This is a genomic window from Tunturiibacter gelidiferens, assembly GCF_051013345.1.
GTDB classification, from domain to species: Bacteria; Acidobacteriota; Terriglobia; order Terriglobales; family Acidobacteriaceae; genus Edaphobacter; species Edaphobacter gelidiferens_A.
On record NZ_CP132939.1, the window covers coordinates 2,929,609 to 2,954,388 of the forward strand.

Annotated in this window: 21 protein-coding genes, 2 tRNA genes and 3 pseudogenes; 13 read left to right on the forward strand and 13 right to left on the reverse strand. The window is 59.7% G+C overall.

The annotated features are described in order from the left end of the window. Window positions 1–2: 2 nt before the first annotated feature. A pseudogene (locus tag RBB80_RS14495) lies at window positions 3–524 on the reverse strand (3-deoxy-manno-octulosonate cytidylyltransferase); the annotation flags it as partial. On the opposite strand from RBB80_RS14495, the gene RBB80_RS14500 reads away from it, so the two are divergent. From RBB80_RS14500 to RBB80_RS14515, 4 genes are all read left to right on the forward strand, one after another. Then, window positions 405–659, forward strand: coding sequence for a hypothetical protein (locus RBB80_RS14500; RefSeq protein WP_433968972.1), 255 nt, complete (start codon window positions 405–407; stop codon window positions 657–659). The pseudogene RBB80_RS14495 and the gene RBB80_RS14500 sit on opposite strands and share 120 nt — an antisense overlap. Window positions 660–700: 41 nt before the next feature. After that, window positions 701–777, forward strand: a tRNA-Met gene (locus RBB80_RS14505). 146 nt (window positions 778–923) lie between these two features. Then, a complete protein-coding gene (locus tag RBB80_RS14510) occupies window positions 924–2,156 on the forward strand; it encodes a S41 family peptidase (protein WP_433968973.1) in 1,233 nt (410 codons plus the stop codon). 122 nt (window positions 2,157–2,278) lie between these two features. After that, on the forward strand, window positions 2,279–4,744 hold the full coding sequence (locus tag RBB80_RS14515) for a PBP1A family penicillin-binding protein (RefSeq protein ID WP_433968975.1): 2,466 nt from the start codon (window positions 2,279–2,281) through the stop codon (window positions 4,742–4,744). Here RBB80_RS14515 and ribF read toward each other — a convergent pair. From ribF to RBB80_RS14535, 4 genes and pseudogenes are all read right to left on the reverse strand, one after another. Continuing rightward, window positions 4,695–5,675, reverse strand: coding sequence for a riboflavin biosynthesis protein RibF (ribF, locus tag RBB80_RS14520; RefSeq protein WP_433968977.1), 981 nt, complete (start codon window positions 5,673–5,675; stop codon window positions 4,695–4,697). The genes RBB80_RS14515 and ribF overlap by 50 nt on opposite strands. Continuing rightward, window positions 5,675–6,276 (reverse strand): annotated as a pseudogene (locus RBB80_RS14525) (MBL fold metallo-hydrolase). The gene ribF and the pseudogene RBB80_RS14525 overlap by 1 nt, the downstream one beginning before the upstream one ends. Then, on the reverse strand, window positions 6,221–7,087 hold the full coding sequence (locus tag RBB80_RS14530; RefSeq protein ID WP_433968979.1) for a DUF1844 domain-containing protein: 867 nt from the start codon (window positions 7,085–7,087) through the stop codon (window positions 6,221–6,223). The pseudogene RBB80_RS14525 and the gene RBB80_RS14530 overlap by 56 nt, the downstream one beginning before the upstream one ends. A 118-nt stretch (window positions 7,088–7,205) precedes the next feature. Continuing rightward, window positions 7,206–8,156 carry a YgfZ/GcvT domain-containing protein gene (locus tag RBB80_RS14535; RefSeq protein WP_433968981.1) on the reverse strand — a complete coding sequence of 317 codons (951 nt, stop codon included), beginning with the start codon at window positions 8,154–8,156 and terminating at the stop codon, window positions 7,206–7,208. A gap of 58 nt (window positions 8,157–8,214) precedes the next feature. Here RBB80_RS14535 and RBB80_RS14540 point away from each other — a divergent pair, with 58 nt between their 5' ends. The 9 genes from RBB80_RS14540 to RBB80_RS14580 all read left to right on the forward strand — a co-directional run bounded on the left by RBB80_RS14540 (window position 8,215) and on the right by RBB80_RS14580 (window position 17,348). Next, the gene (locus RBB80_RS14540) at window positions 8,215–9,564 is read left to right on the forward strand and encodes a hypothetical protein (protein WP_433968983.1); all 1,350 of its coding nucleotides are present in this window, start codon (window positions 8,215–8,217) and stop codon (window positions 9,562–9,564) included. Between the two features lie 259 nt (window positions 9,565–9,823). Further along, window positions 9,824–10,690 (forward strand): S-methyl-5'-thioadenosine phosphorylase, encoded by an 867-nt coding sequence (gene mtnP, locus RBB80_RS14545; protein ID WP_433968984.1) that lies wholly within the window; start codon window positions 9,824–9,826, stop codon window positions 10,688–10,690. Between the two features lie 79 nt (window positions 10,691–10,769). Then, window positions 10,770–11,714, forward strand: coding sequence for a PfkB family carbohydrate kinase (locus RBB80_RS14550; RefSeq protein WP_433968986.1), 945 nt, complete (start codon window positions 10,770–10,772; stop codon window positions 11,712–11,714). Beyond that, entirely contained in the window at window positions 11,701–12,483 is a 783-nt protein-coding gene (locus RBB80_RS14555; RefSeq protein WP_433968987.1) for a glycosyltransferase family 39 protein, read from the forward strand. The genes RBB80_RS14550 and RBB80_RS14555 overlap by 14 nt, the downstream gene beginning before the upstream one ends. Beyond that, the gene (locus RBB80_RS14560) at window positions 12,438–13,406 is read left to right on the forward strand and encodes a hypothetical protein (RefSeq protein ID WP_433968989.1); all 969 of its coding nucleotides are present in this window, start codon (window positions 12,438–12,440) and stop codon (window positions 13,404–13,406) included. Before RBB80_RS14555 ends, RBB80_RS14560 begins: the two co-directional genes overlap by 46 nt. Before the next feature lie 46 nt (window positions 13,407–13,452). After that, on the forward strand, window positions 13,453–14,256 hold the full coding sequence (gene dapF / locus RBB80_RS14565) for a diaminopimelate epimerase (protein WP_433968991.1): 804 nt from the start codon (window positions 13,453–13,455) through the stop codon (window positions 14,254–14,256). Beyond that, window positions 14,253–15,197 (forward strand): S66 peptidase family protein, encoded by a 945-nt coding sequence (locus tag RBB80_RS14570; protein ID WP_433968993.1) that lies wholly within the window; start codon window positions 14,253–14,255, stop codon window positions 15,195–15,197. Before dapF ends, RBB80_RS14570 begins: the two co-directional genes overlap by 4 nt. Before the next feature lie 16 nt (window positions 15,198–15,213). Beyond that, complete coding sequence (gene mpl / locus RBB80_RS14575) at window positions 15,214–16,647, forward strand: UDP-N-acetylmuramate:L-alanyl-gamma-D-glutamyl-meso-diaminopimelate ligase (RefSeq protein WP_433968995.1); 1,434 nt, start codon at window positions 15,214–15,216, stop codon at window positions 16,645–16,647. A gap of 47 nt (window positions 16,648–16,694) precedes the next feature. Beyond that, on the forward strand, window positions 16,695–17,348 hold the full coding sequence (locus RBB80_RS14580; RefSeq protein WP_433968996.1) for a lysophospholipid acyltransferase family protein: 654 nt from the start codon (window positions 16,695–16,697) through the stop codon (window positions 17,346–17,348). Between the two features lie 58 nt (window positions 17,349–17,406). Here RBB80_RS14580 and RBB80_RS14585 read toward each other — a convergent pair whose 3' ends face one another. The 8 genes and pseudogenes from RBB80_RS14585 to RBB80_RS14620 all read right to left on the reverse strand — a co-directional run bounded on the left by RBB80_RS14585 (window position 17,407) and on the right by RBB80_RS14620 (window position 24,770). Then, a complete protein-coding gene (locus tag RBB80_RS14585) occupies window positions 17,407–18,102 on the reverse strand; it encodes an SPOR domain-containing protein (RefSeq protein WP_433968997.1) in 696 nt (231 codons plus the stop codon). A gap of 2 nt (window positions 18,103–18,104) precedes the next feature. Then, window positions 18,105–18,886, reverse strand: a pseudogene (locus RBB80_RS14590) (slipin family protein). A 78-nt stretch (window positions 18,887–18,964) separates the two neighbouring features. Then, window positions 18,965–19,642 carry an outer membrane beta-barrel protein gene (locus RBB80_RS14595; RefSeq protein ID WP_433969676.1) on the reverse strand — a complete coding sequence of 226 codons (678 nt, stop codon included), beginning with the start codon at window positions 19,640–19,642 and terminating at the stop codon, window positions 18,965–18,967. Between the two features lie 81 nt (window positions 19,643–19,723). Next, window positions 19,724–21,040: an NfeD family protein gene (locus RBB80_RS14600; RefSeq protein WP_433968998.1), complete on the reverse strand. Its 1,317-nt coding sequence runs from the start codon at window positions 21,038–21,040 to the stop codon at window positions 19,724–19,726. Beyond that, a complete protein-coding gene (locus tag RBB80_RS14605) occupies window positions 21,037–22,674 on the reverse strand; it encodes a tetratricopeptide repeat protein (RefSeq protein WP_433968999.1) in 1,638 nt (545 codons plus the stop codon). The genes RBB80_RS14600 and RBB80_RS14605 overlap by 4 nt, the downstream gene beginning before the upstream one ends. Beyond that, the gene (locus RBB80_RS14610) at window positions 22,671–24,266 is read right to left on the reverse strand and encodes an ArnT family glycosyltransferase (protein ID WP_433969000.1); all 1,596 of its coding nucleotides are present in this window, start codon (window positions 24,264–24,266) and stop codon (window positions 22,671–22,673) included. The genes RBB80_RS14605 and RBB80_RS14610 overlap by 4 nt, the downstream gene beginning before the upstream one ends. A gap of 66 nt (window positions 24,267–24,332) precedes the next feature. After that, window positions 24,333–24,650, reverse strand: a complete 318-nt coding sequence (locus tag RBB80_RS14615) for a DUF3467 domain-containing protein (protein WP_433969001.1) — start codon at window positions 24,648–24,650, stop codon at window positions 24,333–24,335. Between the two features lie 36 nt (window positions 24,651–24,686). After that, window positions 24,687–24,770 (reverse strand) — tRNA-Leu (locus RBB80_RS14620). Between the last annotated feature and the right edge of the window lie 10 nt (window positions 24,771–24,780).

Below are 24,780 nucleotides of genomic sequence, written 5' to 3' on the forward strand. Positions count from 1 at the left end.
ATGTGCTTCCAGTACTCAGGTGCGGCGCCGTCACGGGCTTGTCCATCACGATCAAAGGGGATGGTGGCTCGGGAGAAGTAGAGGGCGCGGCCGTCGGCGGCGGTGACTACCTTTACGGCGTTGGGGTTGGCGATGTTTTCGGGAGTGCAGAGGACTTTGAGGGTGGAAACTTCGACGTGATGCTGGGTGAAGGGGCGGAGGAGGGCGGTGAGGTGCTGGGGTTTGAGGAGGGGCTCGTCGCCCTGGATGTTGACGTAGATGTCGGCGTGGTGGTGGCGGGCGACGGCGTGGACGCGGTCGGTGCCGCTGGGGAGGTCGGGTGAGGTGAGCTGGACGGGCCACTGGTTGCGGTGGCAGAGCTCGGCTACCTCGTCGGAGTCGGTGGCGATGAGGACGCGGTCGAGTTGGGGGCAGGCACTGGCGGCCTCGTAGACCCAGGCGAGCATCGGGCGTCCGGCGAGGGTGCGGAGGACCTTGCGGGGGAGGCGGGTGGAGGCGAGGCGGGCGGGGATTACGCCGAGGATGGTCGGCTTTATGTCTTGGCCGACCTGCTGAGGGCTCTCGTCGACCTGCTGAGGGCTCTCGCCGGCCGGCTTTTCGCTGTGGCCGGAATCAAGTATGATTGGAGATGGCTGTGCCGTGGCGATGGTTCACTCTGAATACAGAGGAGTTTTGTGCCGGCATACCCCTTACACACATCGGCGGTGTAGCTCAGATGGTTAGAGCGACGGACTCATAACCCGTAGGTCGACAGTTCGATTCTGTCCACCGCCACCAAAGTGTTATAGCGACTGCAGGCGCACTCTGTATGGATCGAGAGTATCATTTTGTCTCAGGTTGTCCGGCGGGCGGGATCGTTTGCCTGCGGGAAGCGTCTAAACGGTATTGTGCCGGGAATGTCCCCATTGGAGTCGCACTGAACTATGCCTAAGATCTCGAAGATTTTGTTGCTCGCTGTTTCGGTTGTTCTGGTAGTCACCGTGTTCCTAGGGGTGAACTCTAACCCAGTGAGCGCTGCGAGTGAGCCGCAGGATGGTGCTTATCGCCAGATCAATGTGTATAGCGAGGTGCTGCGGCATATTCAGACGGACTATGTTGAGGAGCCGAATATCAACGCGGTGACCAACGGTGCGCTGCGTGGGCTGCTGGAGTCGCTGGATGCGGACTCGAGCTATCTGACGCCGGAGGACTATAAGGCGTTCAAAGCGGACAAAGGCGGCAAGGCGCAGGTGGGGATCAATGTTTCGAAGCGGTTTGGGTACGCGACCGTGGTTTCGGTGGTGCCGGGGAGCCCGGCCGATAAGGCGAATCTGTCTGATGGGGACATTATTGAGGCGATCGGACCGCAGGATACGCGAGATATCTCGCTGGCGATGATTCAGCTGCTGCTGGAGGGGGCTCCGGGGAGTGAGCTGACGGTTTCGGTGGTGCGTCCGCGGAAGGCTGCTCCGGACAAGATTGTGATGACGAGGGTTTCGACACCGCTGCCGCCGGTTGCGGAGACGATGTATGAGAACGCGTCGATTCTGTATTTGAAGCCGGCGGTACTGGATCACGATCATGTGCAGCAGATCGAGGCGAAGTTGAAGGCGATGCCGAAGGTGGGGAATAAGAAGATTCTGCTGGATCTGCGGGATGTTGCGGCGGGGGATATGCCGGAGGCGACGCGGCTGGCGAACTTCTTCCTGAAGGACGGCACGATTGCGATGCTGGAGGGGCAGAAGGTAGCGAAGCAGACGTTTACGGCGGAGGCCTCGAAGGCGATCAATGCGACGGCTCCGGTGGTGGTGTTGGTGAATCGTGGTACGGCGGGGCCGGCGGAGCTGGTGGCTGCGGCGCTGCTGGATAACAAACGCGCGGACCTGGTGGGCGAGAAGACGTTTGGTGAGGGCGCACAGCAGAAGACGTTTGAGCTGCCGGATGGTGCGGCGTTGATTCTGTCGATTGCGAAGTACGAGTCGCCTTCGGGGAAGAAGCTGCAGGATGATGGCGTTACGCCGGGAGTGCTGGTGGCTTCGAACGTCGAGGATGCGGTGGCGGAAGAAGACACGACGACTCCGGCGGAGAAGGCGCAGCAGCCGCTGCAGAAGCCTGCGGTGACGGTGGATGAACAGCTGACGAAGGCGCTGGACCTGTTGAAGAGCAAGTCTGCTTAGGCTGATTGTTTTAGCCGTGATTGGCCCTTTTGTGGGAGAGTAACGCTTGCACTGCCGTGCTATCGTGAGACTTCGTGCAGAGCTTACACAGCCGCGAGACAAGGCCGCCAACGCCTGATGAGATGCCCGATTGGCAACGTGCGCTTCGGCGCGCCACGCTGAATGGGCCTGATTATCCGAGTCGTCGTATTGCGAGGCGGGTTACGTTTTATGCGCTGCTTGGGCTGTCTGCTGTCTTTGGGGCGCTTTGCGGGTTGATGCTGGTTTACTCCATCGATCTGCCGCAGATGGATGACCTGGCGCGGTATCGTCCGAACACTACGACGGAGCTGCTGGATGTGCATGGGAAGCCGTTCGGCTCGTTTGCGCTGGAGCGGCGTGTTGTGCTGCCTTACTCGGAGTTTCCGACGGTTCTGAAGCAGGCGATTATCTCGATTGAGGACAAGAGTTTTGAGAGCAACTGGGGGGTGAACCTGGTGCGGGCGGTGGGGGCTGCGTACCGGGATCTGCATTCGAGCGGGAGGGCACAGGGGGCATCGACGCTGACGATGCAGCTGGCGCGTAACTTGTTTCTTTCGTCTGAGAAGACGTATGGCCGCAAGCTGCAGGAGGTTTTCCTGTCGGTTCAGATTGAGCGGCGATTTACGAAACAGCAGATCTTCGAGCTGTATGCGAACCAGATCTATCTGGGGCATGGGACGTATGGGTTTGAGGCTGGGTCGGAGTATTACTTTAACAAGAAAGTACATGATCTGACGTTGCCGGAGGCTGCACTTCTGGCTGCGCTGCCGAAGGGGCCTGAGGCGTATTCGCCGATCAAGTTTCCTGATCGTGCTTTGAAGCGCAGGAATCTTGTACTGAGCGAGATGCTTGCCGACGGCAAGATTACGAAGCGTCAGGCTGAGGCTGCTGAAGCGGCACCGCTTGGATTGCATCTGGAGCCGCCTGCGAACAGCGTCGCTCCTTATTTTGTGGAAGAGGTGCGAAAGCAACTGGAGAAGCAGTTTGGCGTGGAAGAGGTGCATGGCGCGGGGCTGAAGGTTTATACGACGCTCGATCTCGACCTTCAGCAGGTGGCGAACAAGGCGATCCTCGATGGCACGGCAACGTACGAGCGGCGGCGTGGGTGGAAGGGCAGGCTGCCGAACGTGGTGCTGGATGGAGCGGATGTTGAGAGCTATCGCCACCCGGATTGGGTGCAGCCGATTGAGAAGGGGAGCTACGTTCATGGCGTGGTGACGACTGTTACTGCGAAGAAGGTGACGGTGAAGCTCGGTGCGCAGCAGGTTGTGCTTACCCCTGAAGACTGGAGATGGACACAGAACATCGACGGCGATGGTTTCTTGCGCACGGGCGATGTTGTCTACGTGCGGGTTGAGAGCATTGCGACAGACGGCGCGTTGAAGGTGTCGCTGCAGCAGGATTCAGGGGCGCAGGCTTCGATGATGGCGGTGGATAACTCCACCGGCGAGGTGTTGGCGATGGTGGGGGGCAGGGACTTTGCGCTGTCGCAGTTCAATCGCGCGACGCAGGCGCAGCGGCAGGTAGGCTCATCCTTCAAGCCGTATGTTTACACGACGGCGATTGAGGGTGGCGCTAAGCCTACGGACATCATTGTCGATGGACCGGCGACCTTTCCTACGCCGAATGGGCCTTATACGCCGCATAACTACGAGGGAGACTACAAGGGCGCGATGTCGCTGCTGAACGCGTTCGCCGAATCGAGGAATATTCCGGCGTTGAAGCTGGCGGACCGGTACGGAATTCGCAAGGTGATTGACACGGCGCATCGATTCGGAGTTACAAGCAACATTCCCGTGTTTCTGCCGGTGGCGATTGGTTCGGCGGATATTACGCTGGCGGAGCAGGTGAGCGCCTATAGTGTTTTTCCGAACGACGGCATTCGGATTGAGCCGCGATACATTCGCAAGGTGACGCAGGCGGATGGCCTCCCGCTGGATGCTGCTCCGTCGCAGGTGTCGGAGGTTATTTCGGTTGATACGGCGCGGACGATGATGCAGTTTCTGCAGGCGGTGGTTCGATATGGGACTGGCGCTTCCGCTTCGCAGTTGAAGCATCCCCTGGGCGGTAAGACAGGGACCACGAACGACTTCACGGACGCCTGGTTCATTGGGTTTTCGCCATCGATCACGTGTGGGACGTGGATTGGATTTGACGATCGCGAGTCGCTGGGTGAGAAGGAGACCGGGGCGAGAGCGGCGTTGCCGATGTGGATGGACTTTATGAGGGCCGCGATTGCGACCAAGCCGGATGAGGCTTTTCCTGCGACGGGCGCGCCGAAGAAGAGGTTGGATGTCCCGACGAATAGTCCGGCGAATGTAGCTAAACCTGTACCGCCGCTGGTGCCGAAGCAGGAACAGAGTTTGGACGCGCCCAACGGGGAGAGGCCGAAGCCTGCTGCTCCAACTTTCGCTGCGCCGGTACCGGATGAGGAGAAGCCGAGGATGCCTGAAACATCTCGTCCTGAGCCGCAGGTGGTTGCGGTTCCGGTTAAACCAACGGTGATGGCCGCGAAGTCTAAGGACGAGCGGAGTGGAGTTTCGAACCCACCGCCCGACATATATTGAAGTAGCGTTTTGCTTTGGTCACGTCGCGGCCGATCTGTTCCTTGAGTGCTTCGGGATTTGGCCAGCGCATCTCTGCGCGAAGACGACGCAGAAACGTCAGGGTAAGCGGCGTGGACTCGTTGAGATCGATGGGGTGGAAGTTCAGCAGGTGGGTTTCGACGGTGAAGGAGTCAGCGCCGAAGGTGGGGCGGTTGCCTACGTTGGTGACTCCGTCAAAGGTTTCGCTTGAGGGGCCGGTGCCGACGGTGAGCGAGGTGATGTAGACGCCGTTTGCGGGAAGCAGCTCGGGGTAGGGGGCGAGATTGATGGTGGGGACTGTGTAGCGGGTGCCGTAGCCGCGGCCCGACGCGGGAGTGCTGCAGACTGCAAAGCTGCGGCCGAGGAGAGCGCGAACGTGGGTGACGTCACCTTCGGCGATCATCTGGCGGATGCGGCTTGAGGAGATGGTCTCTCCCCGCAGATGGCGCGGTGCGTAGACACGCACGCTGAAGCCGAGTTCGCGGCCTAGAGCTTCGAGGCTTTCGACGCCGGCCTCGGCCTGATAACCGAAGCGGAAGTTTTCTCCCTCGTGGAGTTGGGTGACGTGGAGGGCTTGCGAGAGTACCTCGGTGGCGAAGGTGCGGGCGGTCATACGGGAGAGTTCGGTGGTGAAGGGGAGTACGAGAACGGCGTCGATGCCAGTGGCTGCGAGCAGCTCGAGTTTTTGCGGGAGCGGCGTAATGAGAGGCTGGCTGGATTCGGGGCGAATGACTCGCGCAGGGTGTGGATCGAAGGTGATGGCTATGGAGCGGATGTTTTCTGCGCGGGCCTGTGCTACGACCTCGGCGATGACCCACTGGTGGCCGCGATGGAGGCCGTCGAAGTTGCCGATAGTGGCGATCGAAGGGCCGAAGTCAGCGGGGATGTCGGCGAGTTGGCGGAATATCTGCATCAGGCGATCTCGAAGGTAATCTTGAGGCCGTCGTAGGCCAGACGAACGTGAGGTGGGAGCTCGGCCTCGGTGATTTCGTGGTCGAGGTCGTGGCTCATATGGGTGAAGAAGGCTCGTTGCGGTTTAAGTTGATCGACGATGGCTACGGATTTATCGATATGCGAGTGGCTGGGATGAGGATCGCGGCGGAGGGCGTCGAGGATGAGCAGGTCGAGATTCTGGAGCAGCGGGATGCTCTCGGCGGGGATGTCGCTCATGTCGGTGAGGTAGGCCGCGTTGCCGAAGCGGTAGCCGGTGATCTCCTCACGGCCGTGGGTGACCGGGATTCTGCGAAAGCATGCTCGAAGAGATCGACTCCTGATCCTGGCGTTGGATCGATGCGATGGATTTCGACCTGGGCGCTGGTGGGGTAGCGATCTTCTTTGCGAAAGGTGTACTCGAAGATGCGCTCGAGGCTGTTCGCTGTAGCGTCGTCGGCGTAGATGGGCAGGTCGCCTTTGACGCGGAAGCTGAGCGGTCGCAGGTCGTCGAAGCCGAGGACGTGGTCAGCGTGGCCGTGGGTGTAGAGTACGGCGTCGACGTGGCGGATGTTTTCGCGGATTGCCTGCGCGTGGAAGTCCGGGCCGGTGTCGACGAGGACGGTGTGGTTGTTGTAGTCGAGGCGGATGGAGGGGCGGGTGCGGCGATTGCGCGGGTCTCCTTGTGGAGAGACGGCGGAGGTACAGACGGTGCAGTCGCAGCCGAGGGTCGGCACCCCCATCGAGGTACCGGTGCCGAGGAACGTGAGGGTCGCCTCCATCGTTAGCGGACGATGCTGGGGCCTGTGGGGCCTGGACGCCCTGCGCCAGCCGGGGCCTTGGCGGCCGCGGACCGTGCGAGTGCCTGTGTGACTTCGAGAAACGCCATGCGCAGCTCGAACAGTGCGCTTTCGAGGAGGCGGGTTTCTTCGGGGAGAGATTGCCTTTGGTCTTGTCTTCGAGGACCTGGAGCATGTCGATGCTCTGGCGGGCTCCGAGGATGTCGACCTGGGGCTGCTGGCCCTCCTGCGTGGTTCCGCCCAACTGCAAGATGGAGGTCATGTAGACCGACTGGACGAGCTGATCGAAGCTCATGGCGGGCGGGTGGTCCATGCCGGGGTTGGCCGAGCGAATCGCGGTGTCGAGGCGATCAGCGGTCATCTCGTAGGCGCGCTTTGCCTGTTCGTTCTGCTCGGCGGTAGGGGCTGGCGGGAGTTCGGGCTCTTGCGGTGTCTCGGGCGCGGCGGGCGGGGGCGGCGTTGCAGCTGCTGGTTCGGCCGACCTTGCCTCGCGCTCTTCTCTTTCTGGCGAAGGGTCGGCGTCGGGGCGTGGTTCGCCGTCCATGGTGAATTTGCGGCGGTCGGTGACAACGAAGGGTTTGTTCTGTTCAGGCATGATCACACTCTTTCAGGAGGTTCAGATGCAACCGGGGGCGCGGAGGCTGCAGACTGCGAAAAGGGAAGCGAGACCGGCATGGCGACACCGCCGGGGTGAACGATTGGAAGGCCGCGGTCTAAGGCCTCTCGGCGGATGTAGCCAAGTCCGAAGTTGATGGTGGTGAGGTTTTCGCCGGGCAGTGGAATGGCGGCGACGCTGGTGAGTTCGCCGATTTGTTTACCGTCTGCTTGGAGTGCTGCGCCGGTGGGGGGAGGTCGCCTGCGAGACGGAAGCCGCTGAAGGTGCGATGGACGTTGCCACGGGAACGGATTCGCTCCACGATCTCCTGACCGAGATAGCAGCCTTTGGCGAAGTGCAGGGCGCGAGTCTGACCGGTCTCCTGCGGGAGCTCGCGGTCGCGGATGTCAACTCCGATTTGCGGAGTGCCTTCGAGGATGCGGAGCCATTCGAGGCTTTGATCTTCGCAGAGCGTTGTGCCGAGGCTTTGAAGGATGCTGACCAGCTCTGCGGTTGTCGCTTCGTCGGCCCACAGCTCGTACCGTGGGACCAGAGGGCTGTAGGCGTGCAGGATGTCCACTTCGGTGCCGTTCCAGGTGAGCGAGCGCATCGCAAGGACTTCGAGATTATCGGTTTTGAGACCGATTCGCTGCAGGAGCGAGGCTGCTTTCGGCCCAGCGACTAACAGACCCGATCGCGTGCTGCTGATGTCTGCGAGTTCGACGTCGTCCATGATGATGAACCGGTCGAGGAGCGCTACTAAGTTCGCGACCTGGGTCGAGCTTGTCTCCATGAGGAGATCGCCTGGGCGGGCGAAGATGGTGGCGTCGCCCTGGATGCGGCCTTGAACGCTGAGGAGGAAGTTATAGGTGCCCTCGCCAGCAGTCAGATGCTGGATTGAGTTGGTTACCATGCCGTTCAACCAACGGACGCGGTCTTCTCCGGTGACACGGATCCAGCCGGTGTTGTGCAAAGGGGCCAGGCCGGTGTTCTCGAGGAGCGCCGCGAGCTGTGAGGCGGGAGTCGAAGTTGAGGAGATCGAGATATCGGATTGTGCTGGTGAACTCATGACGGATTGATGCAAGAAACTTGCGTACACTTGATTATAGCGGTGGATCGAGAGGGTTATGTTGCTGGGAAGGCTTTGGGCCAGGAGTGAGGGTTCGACGAGGATGATCGCGGCGTTTGCGCTGTGGTCGGTCAGTTTTGCGGCGTACGCAGCGCAGACGGCGACTCAAGGTATTCCTCAGCCAAATGTGCCTGCGACGAGTCAGCAGCCGATGACGAAGCAGCAGGCGAAGGAGCTCTTTCGTTCTGTGGACGAGATTCTCAACTTCGTCAGCAGCGACACCAAGTTGCCGATTGAGCATGCCGTGAAACGCAAACTTATCTCGCGCGATCAGGTCAATCGGTATCTCAAGCAGAAGTTCGACGAGGATGAAGGCGCCAAGCGCATGGAGCGGTCGGAGGTTGTGCTTAAGAAGTTCGGGATGCTCGATCGTGATTTTCATCTTCGACCATTTTTGCTGTCGCTGTTGACCGAGCAGGTCGCCGGCTTTTACGACAACAAGACGAAGACGGTTAACCTGCTTGACTGGATCGAGCCTGACGAGCAGAAGCCGGTGCTGGCGCATGAACTGACTCACGCGCTGCAGGATCAGAGGATCAATCTGACCAGCTGGTCTGACGTGAGTCTGGCTAACACTTCCTATAACGTGCAGGAAGACAATCACCATCTGCAGGTGGATGAGGCAGACACCGCACGTACGGCTGTGGCGGAGGGGCAGGCGATGGCGGTCTTCATCGACTACACGTTGCGGCCATCGGGGAAGACGATTGCGGACGCGCCGGATCTAGCCGACAAGTTGAAGGATCAGGTGACGGATGCAGGAGGGTCGCCGGTGATGGCGCGGGCTCCTCTCTTGCTCCAGGAGTCATTACTGTTTCCGTATGGCGAAGGGCTTAGCTTCGAGCAGGCGATTTTGGTCAAGGCGGGCAAAGAGGCGGCGTTCAGTGGTGTGCTTGCGAATCCTCCCTCTTCGAGCTTCGAGATCATGAATCCGGAGGCCTATATGGCGCATGCGCCGGTGCCGGTGATTCGGTTGCCGAATATTCATCCGCTGCTCGACCCGGAGTACATCCCATATGACATCGGCGTGATGGGGGAACTGGATGTTCGCATTCTTGCCGAGCTGTTCGGTGGAAGGGAGATTGGATCTGCTCTGGCGCCGGAGTGGAACGGCGGTGTCTACTATGCAGCGCAACGCAGATCGGCTGTGACTGCGGCGGAGAAGGAGTCAACGGCCTCTATCGGGTTGCTCTACTACTCGCGCTGGAAGAATGCTGACTCGGCGAGTTCTTTCCTCCGCATCTACGCGGCGCAGATTCCGAGAAAGTACTCCAACGTTGTGGAGCGGAAGAAAGATGAAGCCGATGAGACGGAGTTGGTTTACTCGACGAACGAGGAGATGTTCTGATCTCTCGCTTTGGAGATGCTGTTTTCATTGGTGAAGGTTTCAAGCTGGCGCTCGCAAGAAAGCTGCGCGACACGATCGCGAGCATGCAGCCGCAGGGGCCGATGCAACAGGCTGTTATGCCAGTGACAGAACCGGCGTTGTCTATGTCAAGGGTTTTGGCATCCTTCGGCGCGGTCAGTGAAAGCAGCCTGCAACGGTATACTTCCATAGGGGCGAAGTAGCCAGCCGCAACGTGTCCGCTAAAGGGAGCAAGGTTATTTTGAAGAAGGCAGAGATTGGAATTATCGGGGGAAGCGGCCTGTACGCCATGCCAGGGCTTACCAATGTGCGTGAGGAACGCCTGACAACTCCATTCGGCGATCCGTCCGATGCTATTGTTCTGGGTGAACTCGAAGGCCGGAATGTCGCTTTTCTTGCTCGTCATGGACGTGGTCATCGCATTCTTCCCAGTGAATTGAACTTCCGCGCCAACGTTTTTGCGATGAAGATGCTTGGTGTCGATTCGATTCTTTCGGTCTCGGCGGTGGGCTCGCTGAAAGAAGAACACAAGCCGACGGACTTCGTAATTCCGGATCAGTTTATCGACCGTACCTTCGCTCGCGCTTCTACGTTTTTTGGCGACGGCATCGTTGCTCATGTCGCCTTCGGCGATCCGATCTGTGCGCCGTTGGCTGTCGTGTTGAAACAGGCTTGTGACGCTGTTGGTGTTGTCGGCAAGCTCGGTGGGACCTATGTCTGCATGGAGGGTCCGCAGTTCTCCACCCGGGCGGAATCGAACCTTTACCGAAGCTGGGGCGCAGATGTGATTGGGATGACTAACCTGCAGGAGGCGAAGTTGGCTCGCGAAGCCGAGCTCTGCTACGCCACCGTGGCGATGGTCACTGATTACGACTGCTGGCGTGCGGGTCACGACGACGTCACCGTGGATCAGATTGTTGCCGTGATGCATCAGAATGCAGACAATGCTTCCAAGGTGGTCCGTGCGGCTGTTGCGGCGATGCCTGCGGATATGCTGAAGGGTTGCGCCTGCGTTGAAGCTTTGAAACACGCCATTCTTACCGATCGCAAGGCAATTCCAGCGGAGACAAAGCAAAAGCTGTCGCTGCTCCTCGAAAAGTATCTCTAGAGTGAATTATTCGGGTTCTTAGATTTATGTACTGAAGATAGTTACTAATTAAAAAAACTGGTGTTCCAAAAGGGAGTTTATGGCAATTCTTGTTGTAGGTTCGGTCGCATTCGATAACATTGAAACTCCCCATGGTGCTGTGAAGGACTGCCTGGGTGGCGCGGCAACACACTTCTCGCTTGCTGCCAGTTACTTCACGCCGGTACGTGTTATTGCCGTCGTGGGGAAAGACTTTACTGCTGAACATGAAGCGGTTTTCACTCGTCGCGGCATCGATACGAGGGGTATCGAGCGGTCGGAGGGGCTGAGCTTTCACTGGACCGGTTCGTACTCAGGCAATATGGACGAGGCGAAGACTTTAGGTACAGACTTGAATGTGTTCGAGACCTTCGAGCCGAAGATTCCGGATGTGTATAAAGACAGCGAGTATCTTTTTCTTGCGAATATCGATCCGGTGTTGCAGTCTCGTGTGCGTAGTCAGATGTCCAACGTTCGGATGGTTTGCGGCGATACGATGAACTACTGGATTGCCGATCACTCTGCGAACCTTGCCAAGGTGCTGCGTGAGCTCGATGTGCTGCTGATCAATGATGGTGAGGCACGCATGCTGGCCGGTGAGCGCAATCTTGTTCTGGCGGCCGAGAAGGTGCTTACCATGGGACCGAAGACGCTGGTGGTCAAGCATGGCGAGTATGGCGCGACCGCTTTCTTCGGCGATCGCTCATTCCCTGGTGTTGACAGGGCGCTGCGTCCATTCAGGGCACCGGCTCTTCCTCTTGCGGAGGTTGTTGATCCTACTGGGGCTGGGGACTCGTTTGCAGGCGGCTTCTATGGATATCTCGCATCTCAGCGTGAGTTGACGCCTGCGGTTCTTCGCACCGCGATGTTTTATGGCGGCGTGATGGGTTCGTTCGCGGTAGAACGGTTCGGAACCGAGCGTATGCAGAATGTGTCTCGCGAAGAGATCGATGAACGCTTCAAGCTCTTTCTGGAGATCTCGCATCTTGAACATGCGGGGGTCTAAATCGTCTCGAACTTCCCGGCTCGACAAGCCGGCGGCATCGGCCTTTGCGGCCCGTGCCGCGGACTCGGCCGACGCGAAGTTTGATCCTGAAGAGGTGCGGCCGGCGACACGACAGGAGACCTTTCCAGTTGCGTTGGCGGCGGTGCTACTGTCCTTCATCGCGTTGCTGCTGTCCTACTCTCGCGGATATCTGCTGCTGTACGGTGATGCTGTTGCTCATCTTGGAATCGCTCGTCGCATTCTGGATTCGCGCAACCCCGGCCTCGTCCAACTGGGTGGAGTCTGGTTGCCGTTGCCTCATCTGCTAATGCTGCCCTTTGTGCAAAAGGTTGAATGGTGGCAGAACGGACTCGCGGGCGCCTGGCCCTCGCTGATCTGCTACATCGCCAGCGTCGCCGGGATCTATCGTCTCGCGCGGTGGCTCATGATTCCTCGATGGGCTCTTGCGGCGACGGCTCTCTACGCGCTCAATCCGAATCTGCTTTATTTGTCGACCACGGCGATGACCGAGCCGCTGTTCCTGATGCTTCTCATCTGGACTACCCTGCTTACCGTTGAATGCGTCGCTGCAATCAGAGGTTCTCGACCGAGCGCCGTTAGCCGCCGCCTGCTTCTGCTTGCTATTTTCATATTGGCGTCTGTTTTTACGCGTTACGACGGATGGATTCTTGGTGCTGCGGTTTGGTGCGTTGTAACTTTCTCACTCGCGCGCAATCGTGAGGTGTGGCGCAAGGTCGCTCCTCTTTTGTTGTTTTCACCCTGCTCGTGATTGCCGGGCCTGTTAGCTGGCTGGCCTACAATCAGCACTTCTTTCATGATCCGCTGGACTTCTTGCGTGGGCCTTACTCGGCGGCGGCGATCGAAAAGAAGACGATGCCGCCTAATGGCCACCACCATCGCGGATGGCACAACCCTGCGTGGGCGCTGTTGTTTTATACGCGCACTGCGCAGGTGGATGCGGCCTTCTGGGAGACGGGGTTTCTGCTGATGGCCGCGGCCGTGGGTGGACTGATCCTGGCTATACGTCGCCGCCTCGCACTGTCGTCGCTGTTGCTCTGGATGCCTCTGCCTTTTTACATCTATTCGGTAGCTTACGGTTCGGTGCCGATCTTCATTCCGCAGCTGTGGCCGCACTCATACTACAACTCGCGCTATGGGATGGAGCTGCTGCCGGCACTTGCGATCTTTGCATTTTTGGCAGTGCAGTGGATGGAGCGGCGATGGAGCGAGACGCAGCCGCTTGCTAAAAGACTGATGCAGCCGTTGGTTCTTCTGCTGATCGCTTTGAATACCGTCGGAATGATGTACCGCACGCCGCTGGTACTCAAAGAGGCGCTGGTCAATTCAACCACTCGTGTTGCGTTTGAGACGGCGCTGGCTCGCCAGCTGGGCGAGTTCCCTTACGGCTCGACCATTTTGATGTACAACTCCGATCACGTCGGAGCGCTACAGGATGCTGGAATTCCTCTGCGGCAGACAGTCAACGAAGGAGATTACGACAGCTTTCAGGCGGCGCTGGCTGCGCCTGCTGAGCACGCGGGGTATGTTGTCGCGATCGCTGGAGATCCGGTGGCGGCTGCTGTTGCGATGCATCCTCAGGGGCTTACCGAGCTGACGATCCTCTGCACCAGCGGCCAGCCCTGCGCACGTCTTTATAAATCTGACCGATCCAATGTTGCATCGCCGAAGTAACGTCTGCCGATTCCATATATGCAGCCTTGAGGCACAATAGGAACACATGATTGACTTTGTCAAAGCGAATGCTTGCGGTAACGACTTTCTGATCATTGAGGAACCGCTGGCGCAGCGTCGGCATGCTGAACTCGCCCGCAAGCTCTGTGCGCGGAACACCAGTGTAGGCGCGGATGGTATCGAGTTTCTGGATCGAAGGGCGAACGGCGAGTTTTTTCTGCGTCTCTTCAATGCAGATGGCAGCGAGGCGGAGCTCTCCGGTAACGGAACGCGCTGCGTTGCTGCGTGGCTGGCGAGTAGCGAAGGACGGCTGGAGGTCGCGCTCGGAACTCATGGTGGAATGCGGAGCTGTCATGTGATTGAGTCGAACGATCCGCTGTATCTGATCGAGAGCGAGATGGGCGTTCCGCGCGTGATGCAGCGTACGATTGTGTTGCCTGGAGTGGGCGAGGTGCCAGGCGCGATGGTGAATGTTGGAAACCCTCACTTTGTTCTCTTGGTCGACAGCGATGATTTCAGCGCGCATGGTCTGAGTTGGCAGGAGCTTGGGGCGCAGATCAGCGTGAGTCCTTTGTTTGCTCACGGGACTAACGTTGAGTTCGTTCGGGTTCTGTCCCCTTCGGAGATAGCGTTTCGCATCTTTGAGAGGGGTTGTGGGCCTACGACCTCGTCAGGCACGGGAACTTGTGCTTCTTCCGCTGCGGCGATGGCGCTTTGCGGCACGGAACGGGAGTTGATTGCGATTGCAGAGGGTGGACCTCAGCGAACGGTATGGCCTTCGAGCGACGCCGTGATGCGCTTGACGGGGCCTGCGGAGATTATCTGCCGCGGTGAGGTCGTGGGACTGTGACAACATCTCTTATCAAGCCGGGTGCGCTGCGTTCGGGTGCGACTCTTGCGGTTTTGTCGCCGGCGAGTACTCCTAAGCCGGAGTTGGTGGAGCACGGCATAGCCCGCTTGCAGCGTCTGGGGTACAAGACCATGCTGAGCCCGCATGCTCTGGATAGCGGGCCGCTTTACTATGCGGGCAAACTTGAAGATCGTCTGCATGACTTGCATGCAGCCTTTGCGGATCCGGAGATTGATGGGATCGTCTGCACGCGCGGTGGGTGGGGATCGGCTGAGTTGCTGCCCTATCTTGATGCGAGGCTTATTCGCTCGAATCCAAAACTGTTTATTGGGTATAGCGACCATACCTCGCTTCATTGCTGGCTTCAGAATGAAGCTAACCTTGTTACTTTTTATGGTCCTATGGTCGCCGCTGATTTCTCGCGGGATGATGGCGTGGACCTGCCGAGTTGGCGGCACAGTCTGGAGGAAGATACTACCTGGTCGCTGGGTGAAGGGGAGGGTCTTCGTGTCTTGCGTGGGGGGCAGGCGGAGGGCGTGGTCGCTGGCGGGTGTCTTTCTATCTTCGCGGAGACGCTGGGTACTCCCTATGCTCCGCGCATTGAAAGGGAAAGCATTCTTTTTCTTGAGGATATCGGAACCAAGCCGTATCAGTGGGACCGCATGCTGCTGCATCTTCGCTATGCGGGAGTTCTTGAGAAAGTGACGGGGATCGTTTTTGGGGATATGGGGCAGTGTGTTTCGCTGGAGGAAAGGGACTATCTGGAGCGCGCGATTCTTCATTCGCTTCGTGAGTTTGATGGTCCGATCGCCGTTGGGCTGCGGTGTGGACATGTGAGCATGTATAACGTGACGCTGCCGCTGGGTATCTCCGCCAGATTGGACCTCGCCGACGCGAGGAATCCGCGGATGCACCTTCTCGAAGCAGCGGTGAGCGGTTAGGCTGGAGTCTCGCGACATGCAAAATTCCAAACACATTCATCTGATCGGTATTTGCGGTACGGCGATGGCTTCGCTGGCCGGAATGCTGCAGCTCCAGGGGCACCGTGTTACGGGGTCAGACACGGCGGCCTATCCACCGATGAGTGATCTGCTTGCTTCGCTTAAGATCCCGATTCGTGAACCCTTTTCGGAGAACAATCTGGAACCGAGGCCGGACCTGGTCGTAGTTGGAAACGCGATCTCGCGGGGGAACGTCGAGCTTGAATGTGTTCTGGATACACGCATTCCATTTTGTTCGATGGCATCGATTCTGCATGATGAGTTTCTGCCGGGGCGGGAGTCGCTGGTTGTTGCCGGGACGCATGGCAAGACGACCACTACGAGCATGCTGGCGTGGATCTATGAAGTTGCGTCTCGACAAAACCCGGCTCTGGCGCCGTCGTTTCTGATTGGCGGCGTTGCGGAGAACTTTGGGACCAGTTTTCATGTTCGTTCGACGAGGCCGTTTTTGCTGGAGGGCGATGAGTACGACACCGCCTTCTTCGACAAGGGGCCAAAGTTTCTTCACTACTTTCCTGACGCTCTGATTTTGACTCACGTCGAGTTCGATCATGCGGATATCTATGCTGATCTTGCGGCGGTCAAGATTGCTTTCAAGCGGCTGGTGAATCTTGTGCCGGGGCGGGGGCGGATTGTTGCGTTCGATGGCAGCGAGAACGTGAGTGAATGCGTGGAGAAGGCTTTTTGCGCGGTCGAGCGTTACGGCTTCGATCCTCTGTCGCACTGGCGTCTTGCGGATCTGCGGCATGAGGGGGCGTTGACTCGCTGGACGGTCACCCGCGCGGGTGCTCCGTTTGCTGATCTGAGCCTGCCGATGGCGGGGGCGCATAACGCGCTCAACGCTACTGCGGCGGCGGCGCTTGCAGCGGGGCAGGGTGTTCCGACGGAGGCGATCGTCGAGGCGCTGGCGACCTTCAAGAGTGTGAAGCGGAGGCTTGAGGTTCGCTCGGTGGTGGGGGGCGTCACGGTCATCGACGACTTTGCGCACCATCCGACGGCGATTCGGGAGACTCTCCGTGCGCTGCGCGAGTCCTATCCGAACCGGCGACTCTGGGCCGTGCTGGAGCCGCGATCGAACACGCTGAGACGGAATGTGTTTGAGGTCGATCTGGTGGACAGCCTCGCGCTGGCGGACCGTGTTGTGCTGGCTTCGGTCTTCAAATCCGAGAGCATTCCAGCGGACGAACGATTGCATCCTGATCATGTTGTGAGTGCTTTGAACACGCGTGGCGTGCCTGCGAGTTTGCTGGCAGATGCCGAGGCGATCGTCGAAGCGATTGTGCCGGAGTTGCGCGAGGGAGACGTTATTGCGATTCTCTCCAATGGCGGATTCGGGAATATCTACGCGAAGCTTCCGGCGGCGATCGCGAGAGGAACTTCAAGCAGGTAAGGCGGCGGACGAGAGGCTCTGTCGCGACTGTTATCCTTGAAGATGGTATGTTCGCAACCCTGAAGCTCGCCTTTGTTTATCTAGCCCTCGGTCCAATCGCCGGGATCATTGGCATTCCTTACACTCTGTTGGTCGGAGACATCACCCGGCTCTATCGCGTTGCGATGTGGATTACGAACGCGGGGGTGCGTGCTGCTGGAATTGAGATCGAGATCAGCGGGTTTGAAAATATTCCAGCCGGACGCAGCTGCATCTTCATGAGCAATCATGTCTCCAATCTTGATCCTCCGGTCACAATTCCACTTCTTCCGGGGCGTAGTTCGGTTCTGCTGAAGAAGGAGCTGATGAACATCCCGCTTTTGGGAAAGGCGATGAGGCTGGCGAAGTTTGTGCCGGTAGAGCGTGGCAGTCGTCGCGATGCCGCACAGGCCAGTGTGGCGGCTGCTGTGGATGCGCTACGCTCAGGGCTGCATATCCTGGTATATCCGGAGGGAACGCGCTCGCTGGATGGGAGACTCTCGACCTTCAAGAAGGGGCCATTTTTTCTGGCTCAGGAGACGAAGGCACCGATTATTCCTATCGCTGTGTCGGGGACGCAGACGATGATGAGGAAGGAAGCAACGCCATCACTCCTGGATTGGCGCGGGTTCAACTGCTGCCGGCGATCGAGCCGTCGGACTATGCGACGCGGGAGGAGCTGATGCGGGCGGTCAGGAACGCGATCGTAGAGGCGCTGCCGCCGGAGATGAAGCCGGTGGACTATTTGACGATGGCGTTATAGCCGTCTGTCTGAAGACGCTGCCGCATGGCGTCGGCATCCTTTTTGGTTGGGAAGGGTCCGATCTGTACGTGGAGCAGCTTGTCCTGCGGCTCCTTGTGGATGGCTACGTTGTAGCCGCGATGCTTCAGGGCATTGACTAGAACGTCGGCGTCTTCCTGGTGTGAGACGGCGGCTACCTGGACGACAGCTACTCCCGGTGCTGCCGACACGGCTGGCGCGAGCGACACTGGCCTGGTGACGGGCTTGATCGCTGGTTCGGTGCGAGTGTCGGGGCGAAAGTCTGCGGCGACGGCCTTGACTCTGGTGATGGCGGGAGTGGGTTGGTTCGGCTCGGTGGACGCGGTGGCCGGAGCGTCGGAGAGGCTGGCAGTCTGGCTCGCGTCGTCGGCCTGGATTGGAGGCGAAGAGGGCGCTGTGTGGGTTGCGGGGCTTCCCGGCGCGGGTTTGGAGGCGCTGGACTCAGAGCTTGCGGCGGGGAGCTCCGCTGCGCTGACGGCGGGCGGGGCCGAACGCCTTCCCAGCGAGTAGCCGAAGCCGAAGAAGACCGCGCAGAGCAGTGTAAGCGCGAGGAAGATGCCAAGGATTGTGGTGGCGCCAAGCGAGATCTCGCGATCCTGTCCGCGAGAGTCGTGAAGATCCTGCAAGTCATCGTCGGTTTGGTAGCGGCTGTTCACGGTCAGACCTTCTTCTCCAGCGCCGCGTCGGGCGTGAGTGTCGTCTTATTGAACAGGTTCATCAGCTCCATTGGAAGGGGAAAGACGATGGTGGTATTTTTCTCGACACCTATCTCGGTGAGGGTCTGGAGGTAGCGGAGCTGGAGGGTCATGGGCTGGGTGGCCATGAGCTGGGCGGCTTCGACGAGTTTGGCGGCGGCGTTGAACTCGCCTTCGGCGTGAATGATCTTCGCCCTGCGTTCGCGTTCGGCCTCGGCCTGTTTGGCCATGGCGCGGAGCATGGATTCAGGCATGTCGACCTGCTTGACCTCGACGGAGACGACTTTGACGCCGAAGGGGGCGGTGTGGCCATCGATGATGGTCTGGATGCGGATATTGAGGGCTTCACGGTGGGCCAGGAGTCCGTCGAGGTCAACTTCGCCGAGCACCGAGCGCAGAGTAGTCTGGGCGAACTGCGAGGTTTGGTAGATGTAGTTGGCGACTTCGATGACGGCCTTGGTGGGGTCGACGACGCGGAGGGTGATGACGGCGTTGACCTTGAGGGTTACGTTGTCGCGGGTGATGACGTCCTGCGGGGTACCTCCATCGCCTCCTGGCGGAGGCTGACGCGCACGATCTGATCGAGGGGGCGGAAGATCCAGATGATGCCCGGGCCGGCTGCTGCCTGCTTGACCCGACCCAGGCGGAAGATCACGCCTCGCTCGTACTCTTTGAGGATGTTGAGAGAGTTGACCAGGTAGAGAACTACGATGACGATGGCAAAGAGGAGCGGGAGAGACATCATGGGGTGGGACCTCTGTCGGCCAGACTGCCGCCGCCGCTGCGATTGTAAAGCAGGCGCAGCAGCGGCCGGTGTTACTGGCTAGAAGCGAAAGAAAAAGCCGAACCCAGGCTGGAGCTCGGTGGTGTGTTTCTGGATGGTGAGATAGTTGGTTTCGAAGTCTGGAGCTTTGAAGAACAGCTGGCGAAACTCAGCGCGCGCTCCGAAGTGCTTATTCAGCATGTAGTCGCCGCCGACGTTGTAGTAGTAGGTGGCGCGTGCCTGCGGGCTCAGGCCTTCTCCGCCGCCCGGTGTGGGTCGGAAGGCGGTTGTACCGGCGCCGCCACCGGCGAAGGGTGCGATTCCATGAAACTCACGGCGGAAGTGGGCGACGTAACCGAAGGTGTACTCGGAGGCGTTCTGCTGGACTCCACCTACCGGCGCAGTTCCAAACGGCTTGAAGGTCTGGGTGTATCGGGCGTAACCGTAGTTGAACTCAAACCCGAGGTATGGGGATTTCGTATAGCGGATGGTTACGAGCGGGCCTACGGTATTGCCCGGATGGAGATTGACCGCCTTTGGAGCGGTGTTGATGACTACGGTGCCGTTAGAGTCTTTGTTGATGATGGCGGAGGCGACCACGCCGATATCGAGGCGGGAGAGCTGACGGTCCAGGCCCGATTGTGGGGTGGCCTGTGCGTTGGCGGTTAATCCTGCCGCGGGGAGCAGCAGGCAAAGTACAACGTTCCGAACCCACGACGGGCGAGACACATTCAACATCAAGAAAAGACTCCCTTATTCAAAAACTACTGTTCTTTCAGTCTACTCTGGCGGGGAGGCGGATGGGGCTCCGGCGGCGCGTCAAATGGCCTTATCGACGGGCTCGACGATCAGAACGAGGCCATCGAGCTCGCGCACGGAGACCAGAGAGCCTACGGAGAGGGACTCCTTCCCGCGGAGGGAGGCCTGCCAGAGCTCGCCGCGAATCTCCACCTGGCCTGTGGGGCAGAGCGGGGTGCGGACGACGGCGGTGCCGCCGATCATGGCCTGTGGGCCGGTAAGGACCTTGCCGCGGCGCGCACGGAGCGCTATCCAGGCAAGGCCGAAGGAGATGGCGCCGAAGCCGAGGCCCGCACCCAGGGCCGTCGCGAGATGGACGCGGAGTTCGGGGATGGGGCCGTCGACCAGGGTGGCGAGGCCGAAGACGAGTGAGCCGATGCCGGCGATTGCGAGGACTCCGTGACTGCCAAACTTTGCTTCGAGCAACATCATGACGGCCGCTGCCAGCAGGAGAACGATTGCTGTGTGGCGGACGGGAAGGAGGTTCAGCCCGAAGAGGCCCAGAAGGATGAAGAGCGTGCCGATGGAGCCGGGAACTACGGTGCCGGGAACGTTGAACTCCAGGTAGATGAGGAGGCCGCCGAGAACGAGAAGCAGGACGGCGATGTCTGGGTTGGTGAGTTTGCTGAGCAGACGCTCGCGCTGGGAGGGAGCGGTGGTAACAATCTCTGCTCCCTGCAGATGCAGGGTCTGGGTGGTGCCGTCGAAGCGATGGATCTCGCGGCCATCCAGCGTTTTGAGCAGGGTGGCGTCGTCGGCAGAGACGAGGTCGATGAGCTTCAGTTTCAGCGCCTCTTCGTCGCTGTAGGACTTCGAGTTGCGAACGGCGTCCTCGGCGGCTTCGACGTTGCGGCCGCGCCGGGAGGTGTAGGAGCGGAGGAAGGCCGCGGCGTCGTTCTCAATTTTGTCTTTGAGGATGGGATCGAGCTGGCGGCCTTCGACGATGGGATGAGCCGCGCCGGCGTTGGTTCCGGGGGACATTGCGGCGATGTCGGCTGATTCGAGGATGAAGAATCCGGCCGAGCCTGCTCTGCTGCCCGCTGGTGAGATGAAGATGATTACGGGGACGGGTGAGTTTTCGATGGCCTGAACCATGAGGCGGGTGGACTCGAGCAGGCCGCCGGGGGTGCTCATTGAGATCAGGACTGCCTGGGCGTGAACGCGCGCGGCTTCGCGAAGGCCGCGCTGCAGGTAGTCCGCGGTGATGGGCTGAATGGTGTCGTGAATGGTGAGTTTGACGACGGTGCCGGGGGAGTCGGCAGCGGCGAACAACGGTGTGGACAGTGCGCAGGAGATCGCCGTTAACAAGAGGAGGGCGAATCTCATGATGGAGGTCATGGCAGGCTCTGTCCGCGCGCCTGGAGGGCCTGACGCATGCCCTGCGCTGAGGAGTCCTTCGGTTCGAGTTGGAGCGCTTTGCTGACGTTTGCTGCCGAGGCGGCTGTGTCGTTGGTCTGCAGATCGAGCCGGGCGAGAACGAGGTAGGCGGTGACGTTGGGATGCAGCTTGAGTGAGCTTTGAGCTTCGGTTCGAGCGTCCACTACGCTTCCGCTGCGCTCCCGTACCTGGGCGAGTCCCGCATGCGCCTCTGCGCTCGAGGAGTCGGCGGCGATCGCGGTCTGGAACTCTTGCTCGGCTTCGGGGACCAGACCTTGCGAGAGATACTCGTGGCCTTGTCGGGTGTACTCTGCCGCTTGTTCTGTCGGCGGTAAGGTGGCCAGGCGGATGGCGCGCATCTGGTCGAGTTGGAAGGCGGCCTGACGGAAGGAGGCTTCTGAGTAGGTGCGACGAATGCGTTCGAGTGGGTCGAAGTCCGACGATGCCGTGGTGCCGGTGGCGGATGTGGCGGCGGTAACTGGGGGTTTTCGGCCCGCACTGATGCTGGTCTTTAGCTGTGCTGCTTCCGTGTCTGCGGGGCGCAGCTTCAGGGTGAGGTCGACTTCGCGTTTGGCTCCTGCGAAGTCGCCTTGGCGAAACAGGGCGACAGCGAGGTTGTAGTGGTAGTCGGGGTCGTTGGAATCGGCGGTTGAGGCGCGCTGAAAGAGCGGGACGGCGTTGTGGCCCTGCCGGCTGGAGGCGACGGCCTGGTTGTTGACAACTTCGGGCAGCGGCAGCCGGCTGGCGACGAAGGCGAAGGCTGATTCGGCCTCGGCGTACTTTGCGGTGTTGAAGCGGGACAGGCCTATGTAGAACCCTGCTTCGAGAGCGCGGCGGTCCGTTTGAGGAATCTTCGCAAAGGTTGCTGCGGCCTGATCGTACTCTCGCTCTGCGTATTGTGCCTTGCCGAGAGCGAGAAGGGCTGCGGGATAGTTCGGGTTCGCCGCAATGGCTGCCTGCAGGCGCTTGATTCTCTCTTGCGAGGTTGGTGCATCGGTGCCGCGGATGTAGTTTTCGAAGGCGCTGAGCTGGACTCCGCCCGAAGCGGCGAGAAAGGTCTGCTGGGCCACGTTGAAGTGAGGGTCGATCTGGCGCGCCACCTTCCATGCAATGGCGTTTTCTACGTCGAAGAGGCGGTTGAGCTCGCTTGAATCCTGCAGGGGTGCAGAGAGCTTGAGGTTTTTGACCTCGAGCACCTGGGCTTGTACCGCGATGCGGCCATTCGCGACGTTGTAGCTGCCCACGATGACGAAGTCGGCGTCGAGATTTTGCGCGATGCGAATGGTGGTCGCGCGGGAGGGCCTGAAGTCGATGGGCAGGCCGAGATGGTCGAGCGCATACTGCCGGTCTTCGCGGGCGATGGTGAGGAAGCCTGCGGAGGTGAGGCGCTGGTTCAGCGTGTCGGGAAACGAATCGCCGACCCAACCTAGGACTGCTTGTCCGGAGCGATTGTCGAAGGGAAGAACGAGGACGACACGGCCCCCGGTATCAGATGGCTCCGAGGATTGTGAGATTCCGGGGACGCTGCATAGCAGAAACAGCGAAAGGAGCCATGGCCGTTGAAGGATTGAGCGAACTTGAAGGCGCTTCTTCACAGATATGAGTATAGAGGGTCAGGGTTTTTGTAGTGGGAGGAGCGTTGCTTCGACGATGCGGGGAAGTGAAGGACGGCTGCCCACTCCCCTTTGCGGTGCGCCTGCCAGACGACTTCGCCGTGAAGGAGTATCGCGACTTCCGCCGGAGAAAGATCGCGGTGGAAGTCGAAGTACTTTGTGTCCGCCGACTCGTTTTGCCGGCCGAGATTTATGCGATTTGCCGAAGGAGCCCATTTTGTGGAGAAGAGGAGCGCCACGTCATAACTCCCAGGGTCGGCGGCTGCCTTCTGAATTTGGTCGAGGGAGAAGTTTTGGATGGGGGTCGTTTTGATGGGGTGATTGGTGTAGCCGAGTTCGGGGCGGTTCAGTTCGGAGACGGCGGGCCATGCGGTGAGTACGGTGGCCTGGGGGTACTTCAGATCGATGAAGCGGATCGCCTGTTGGTGGAGGACGACGAAGTCGCGGTAAGTCAGGTTGTCCTCGGGCGCGAAGGCGTAGGGCGGGTTGATCCAGATGCCGGCGAGTAATGCAAAAGCGCTCAGGGCGGCGAGGAGAGGCCATCGCTCCGGGATGCGGCGGCGCCAGGTGTTGACGCAGACGAGCAGGATGAGCGGGTACATCGGGAGCAGATAGCGAGTGAGGAGAGCGCCTCCGAGGATGGAGAATGCGATCCAGTTGGCAAGGAGGATTACGCCGATGGCTTTGAGTGCCGGACGAGAGATGGGGAGCCGCGTAGTGGTGGGAGCGACGGGTATGAACATCGCGGCGATCATGCACACGACGGGCACGAACATGTTCATGTGTGCGAAGAGGTGGAGGAGGCGATGCCAAAGGCAGAGGGCGATGCGATAGGCGTTGAGATTTGCGGTGGCGTTGTAGCGAAGGAACTCCGGATTGCCGAAGACGAAGCCGGTCCGACGATAGTGATGCGCATACCAGGCGGCGAGCGGCAGGATGGGGGCTAGTAGCGCGACGATCCAGCGGGAATGGAGTCCGCGTGACCGGGGCTCGCGGCGATCTTGCTGCAGAAGAACGATCTCCCAGAGGGCGAGCGCTGCTGGTGTGACGATGGATGTTTCTTTAGAGAGAGCGGCGAGAGAGAACATTGCCGCGGCGTAGATCGTATTCAAGCCGGATCTCGAGGATGTCTGTGCCGTGTCTTCGCGGTTGAAGTAGAAGGCTAAGCCCCAGAGGGTGAAAGCGGCAGCGAAGATGTCGGCGTGAGCGAGGGTGCTCTGTGCGAACCAGACGGGATAAATTGCGGTGAGTACGACCGTGACTGCGGCGACTCCCGAGGTCGTCAGCATTCTTGCAAGTTTGAATACGCCAAGCAGTGCGGCTGCGGCCACCATACAGACCAGAGTGCGGGTGCCGCTGACGACATAGCCGGAGAGGTGCCACCAGGCGGCCAGAAGGATCGAAGGCAGTGGCGGATGGGCGTTGGTGACGGTGCTCTGCGGGATCAGGGTGCCGGTGCGGAAGAAGTCCCACGCGGCGGGAATGTAGTAGCCTCCTTCGTCCCAGAAGTAAGGGAGGCGAAGGAGGCGAAAGTGTGAGAGGTAGACGGCGACAAAGAAGAGTGGGTAGAGCATCCAGAGAGGGATGTTCTCGAAAGCTCGTTGCCCGTCTTCGTCAGTGCTGCCTTGGGGTCGCACGTTTTAGTTGATGGGGCCTTCGGTCTGGGGGAGCTGCTCGAGGGTGATGGAGCCGAAGGTCTGCTCGTACTGAGCCAGATTGTGGCCGAGCACGTTCCAGAGGGCTTTTGCCTGTTGGGGGCTGAGATAGATGCCCTGGAAGTTCTTGACGTTCAACTCTTCGGGGTTGTCCTGGCTCATGGTGCCGAAGACGAGGAAGAAGTCCCAGACGCTCATGCGGACCTGAACGCTGTTGGCGTAACCGTCACGATAGTCTGTGGTGCTTGTGAGCTTGAGCTGGGGCTGCTTGTCCTGAGGCTGATTAGGGTTCTGCTGGCTCATCGAATCTCTTTCGGGGGTTGGGTTGCTTTCAGATATTGGTGCGGGAGAAGGGACTCGAACCCCCACGGATTTCTCCGCTTGGACCTAAACCAAGTGCGTCTGCCATTTCGCCACTCCCGCATTCTTCAGT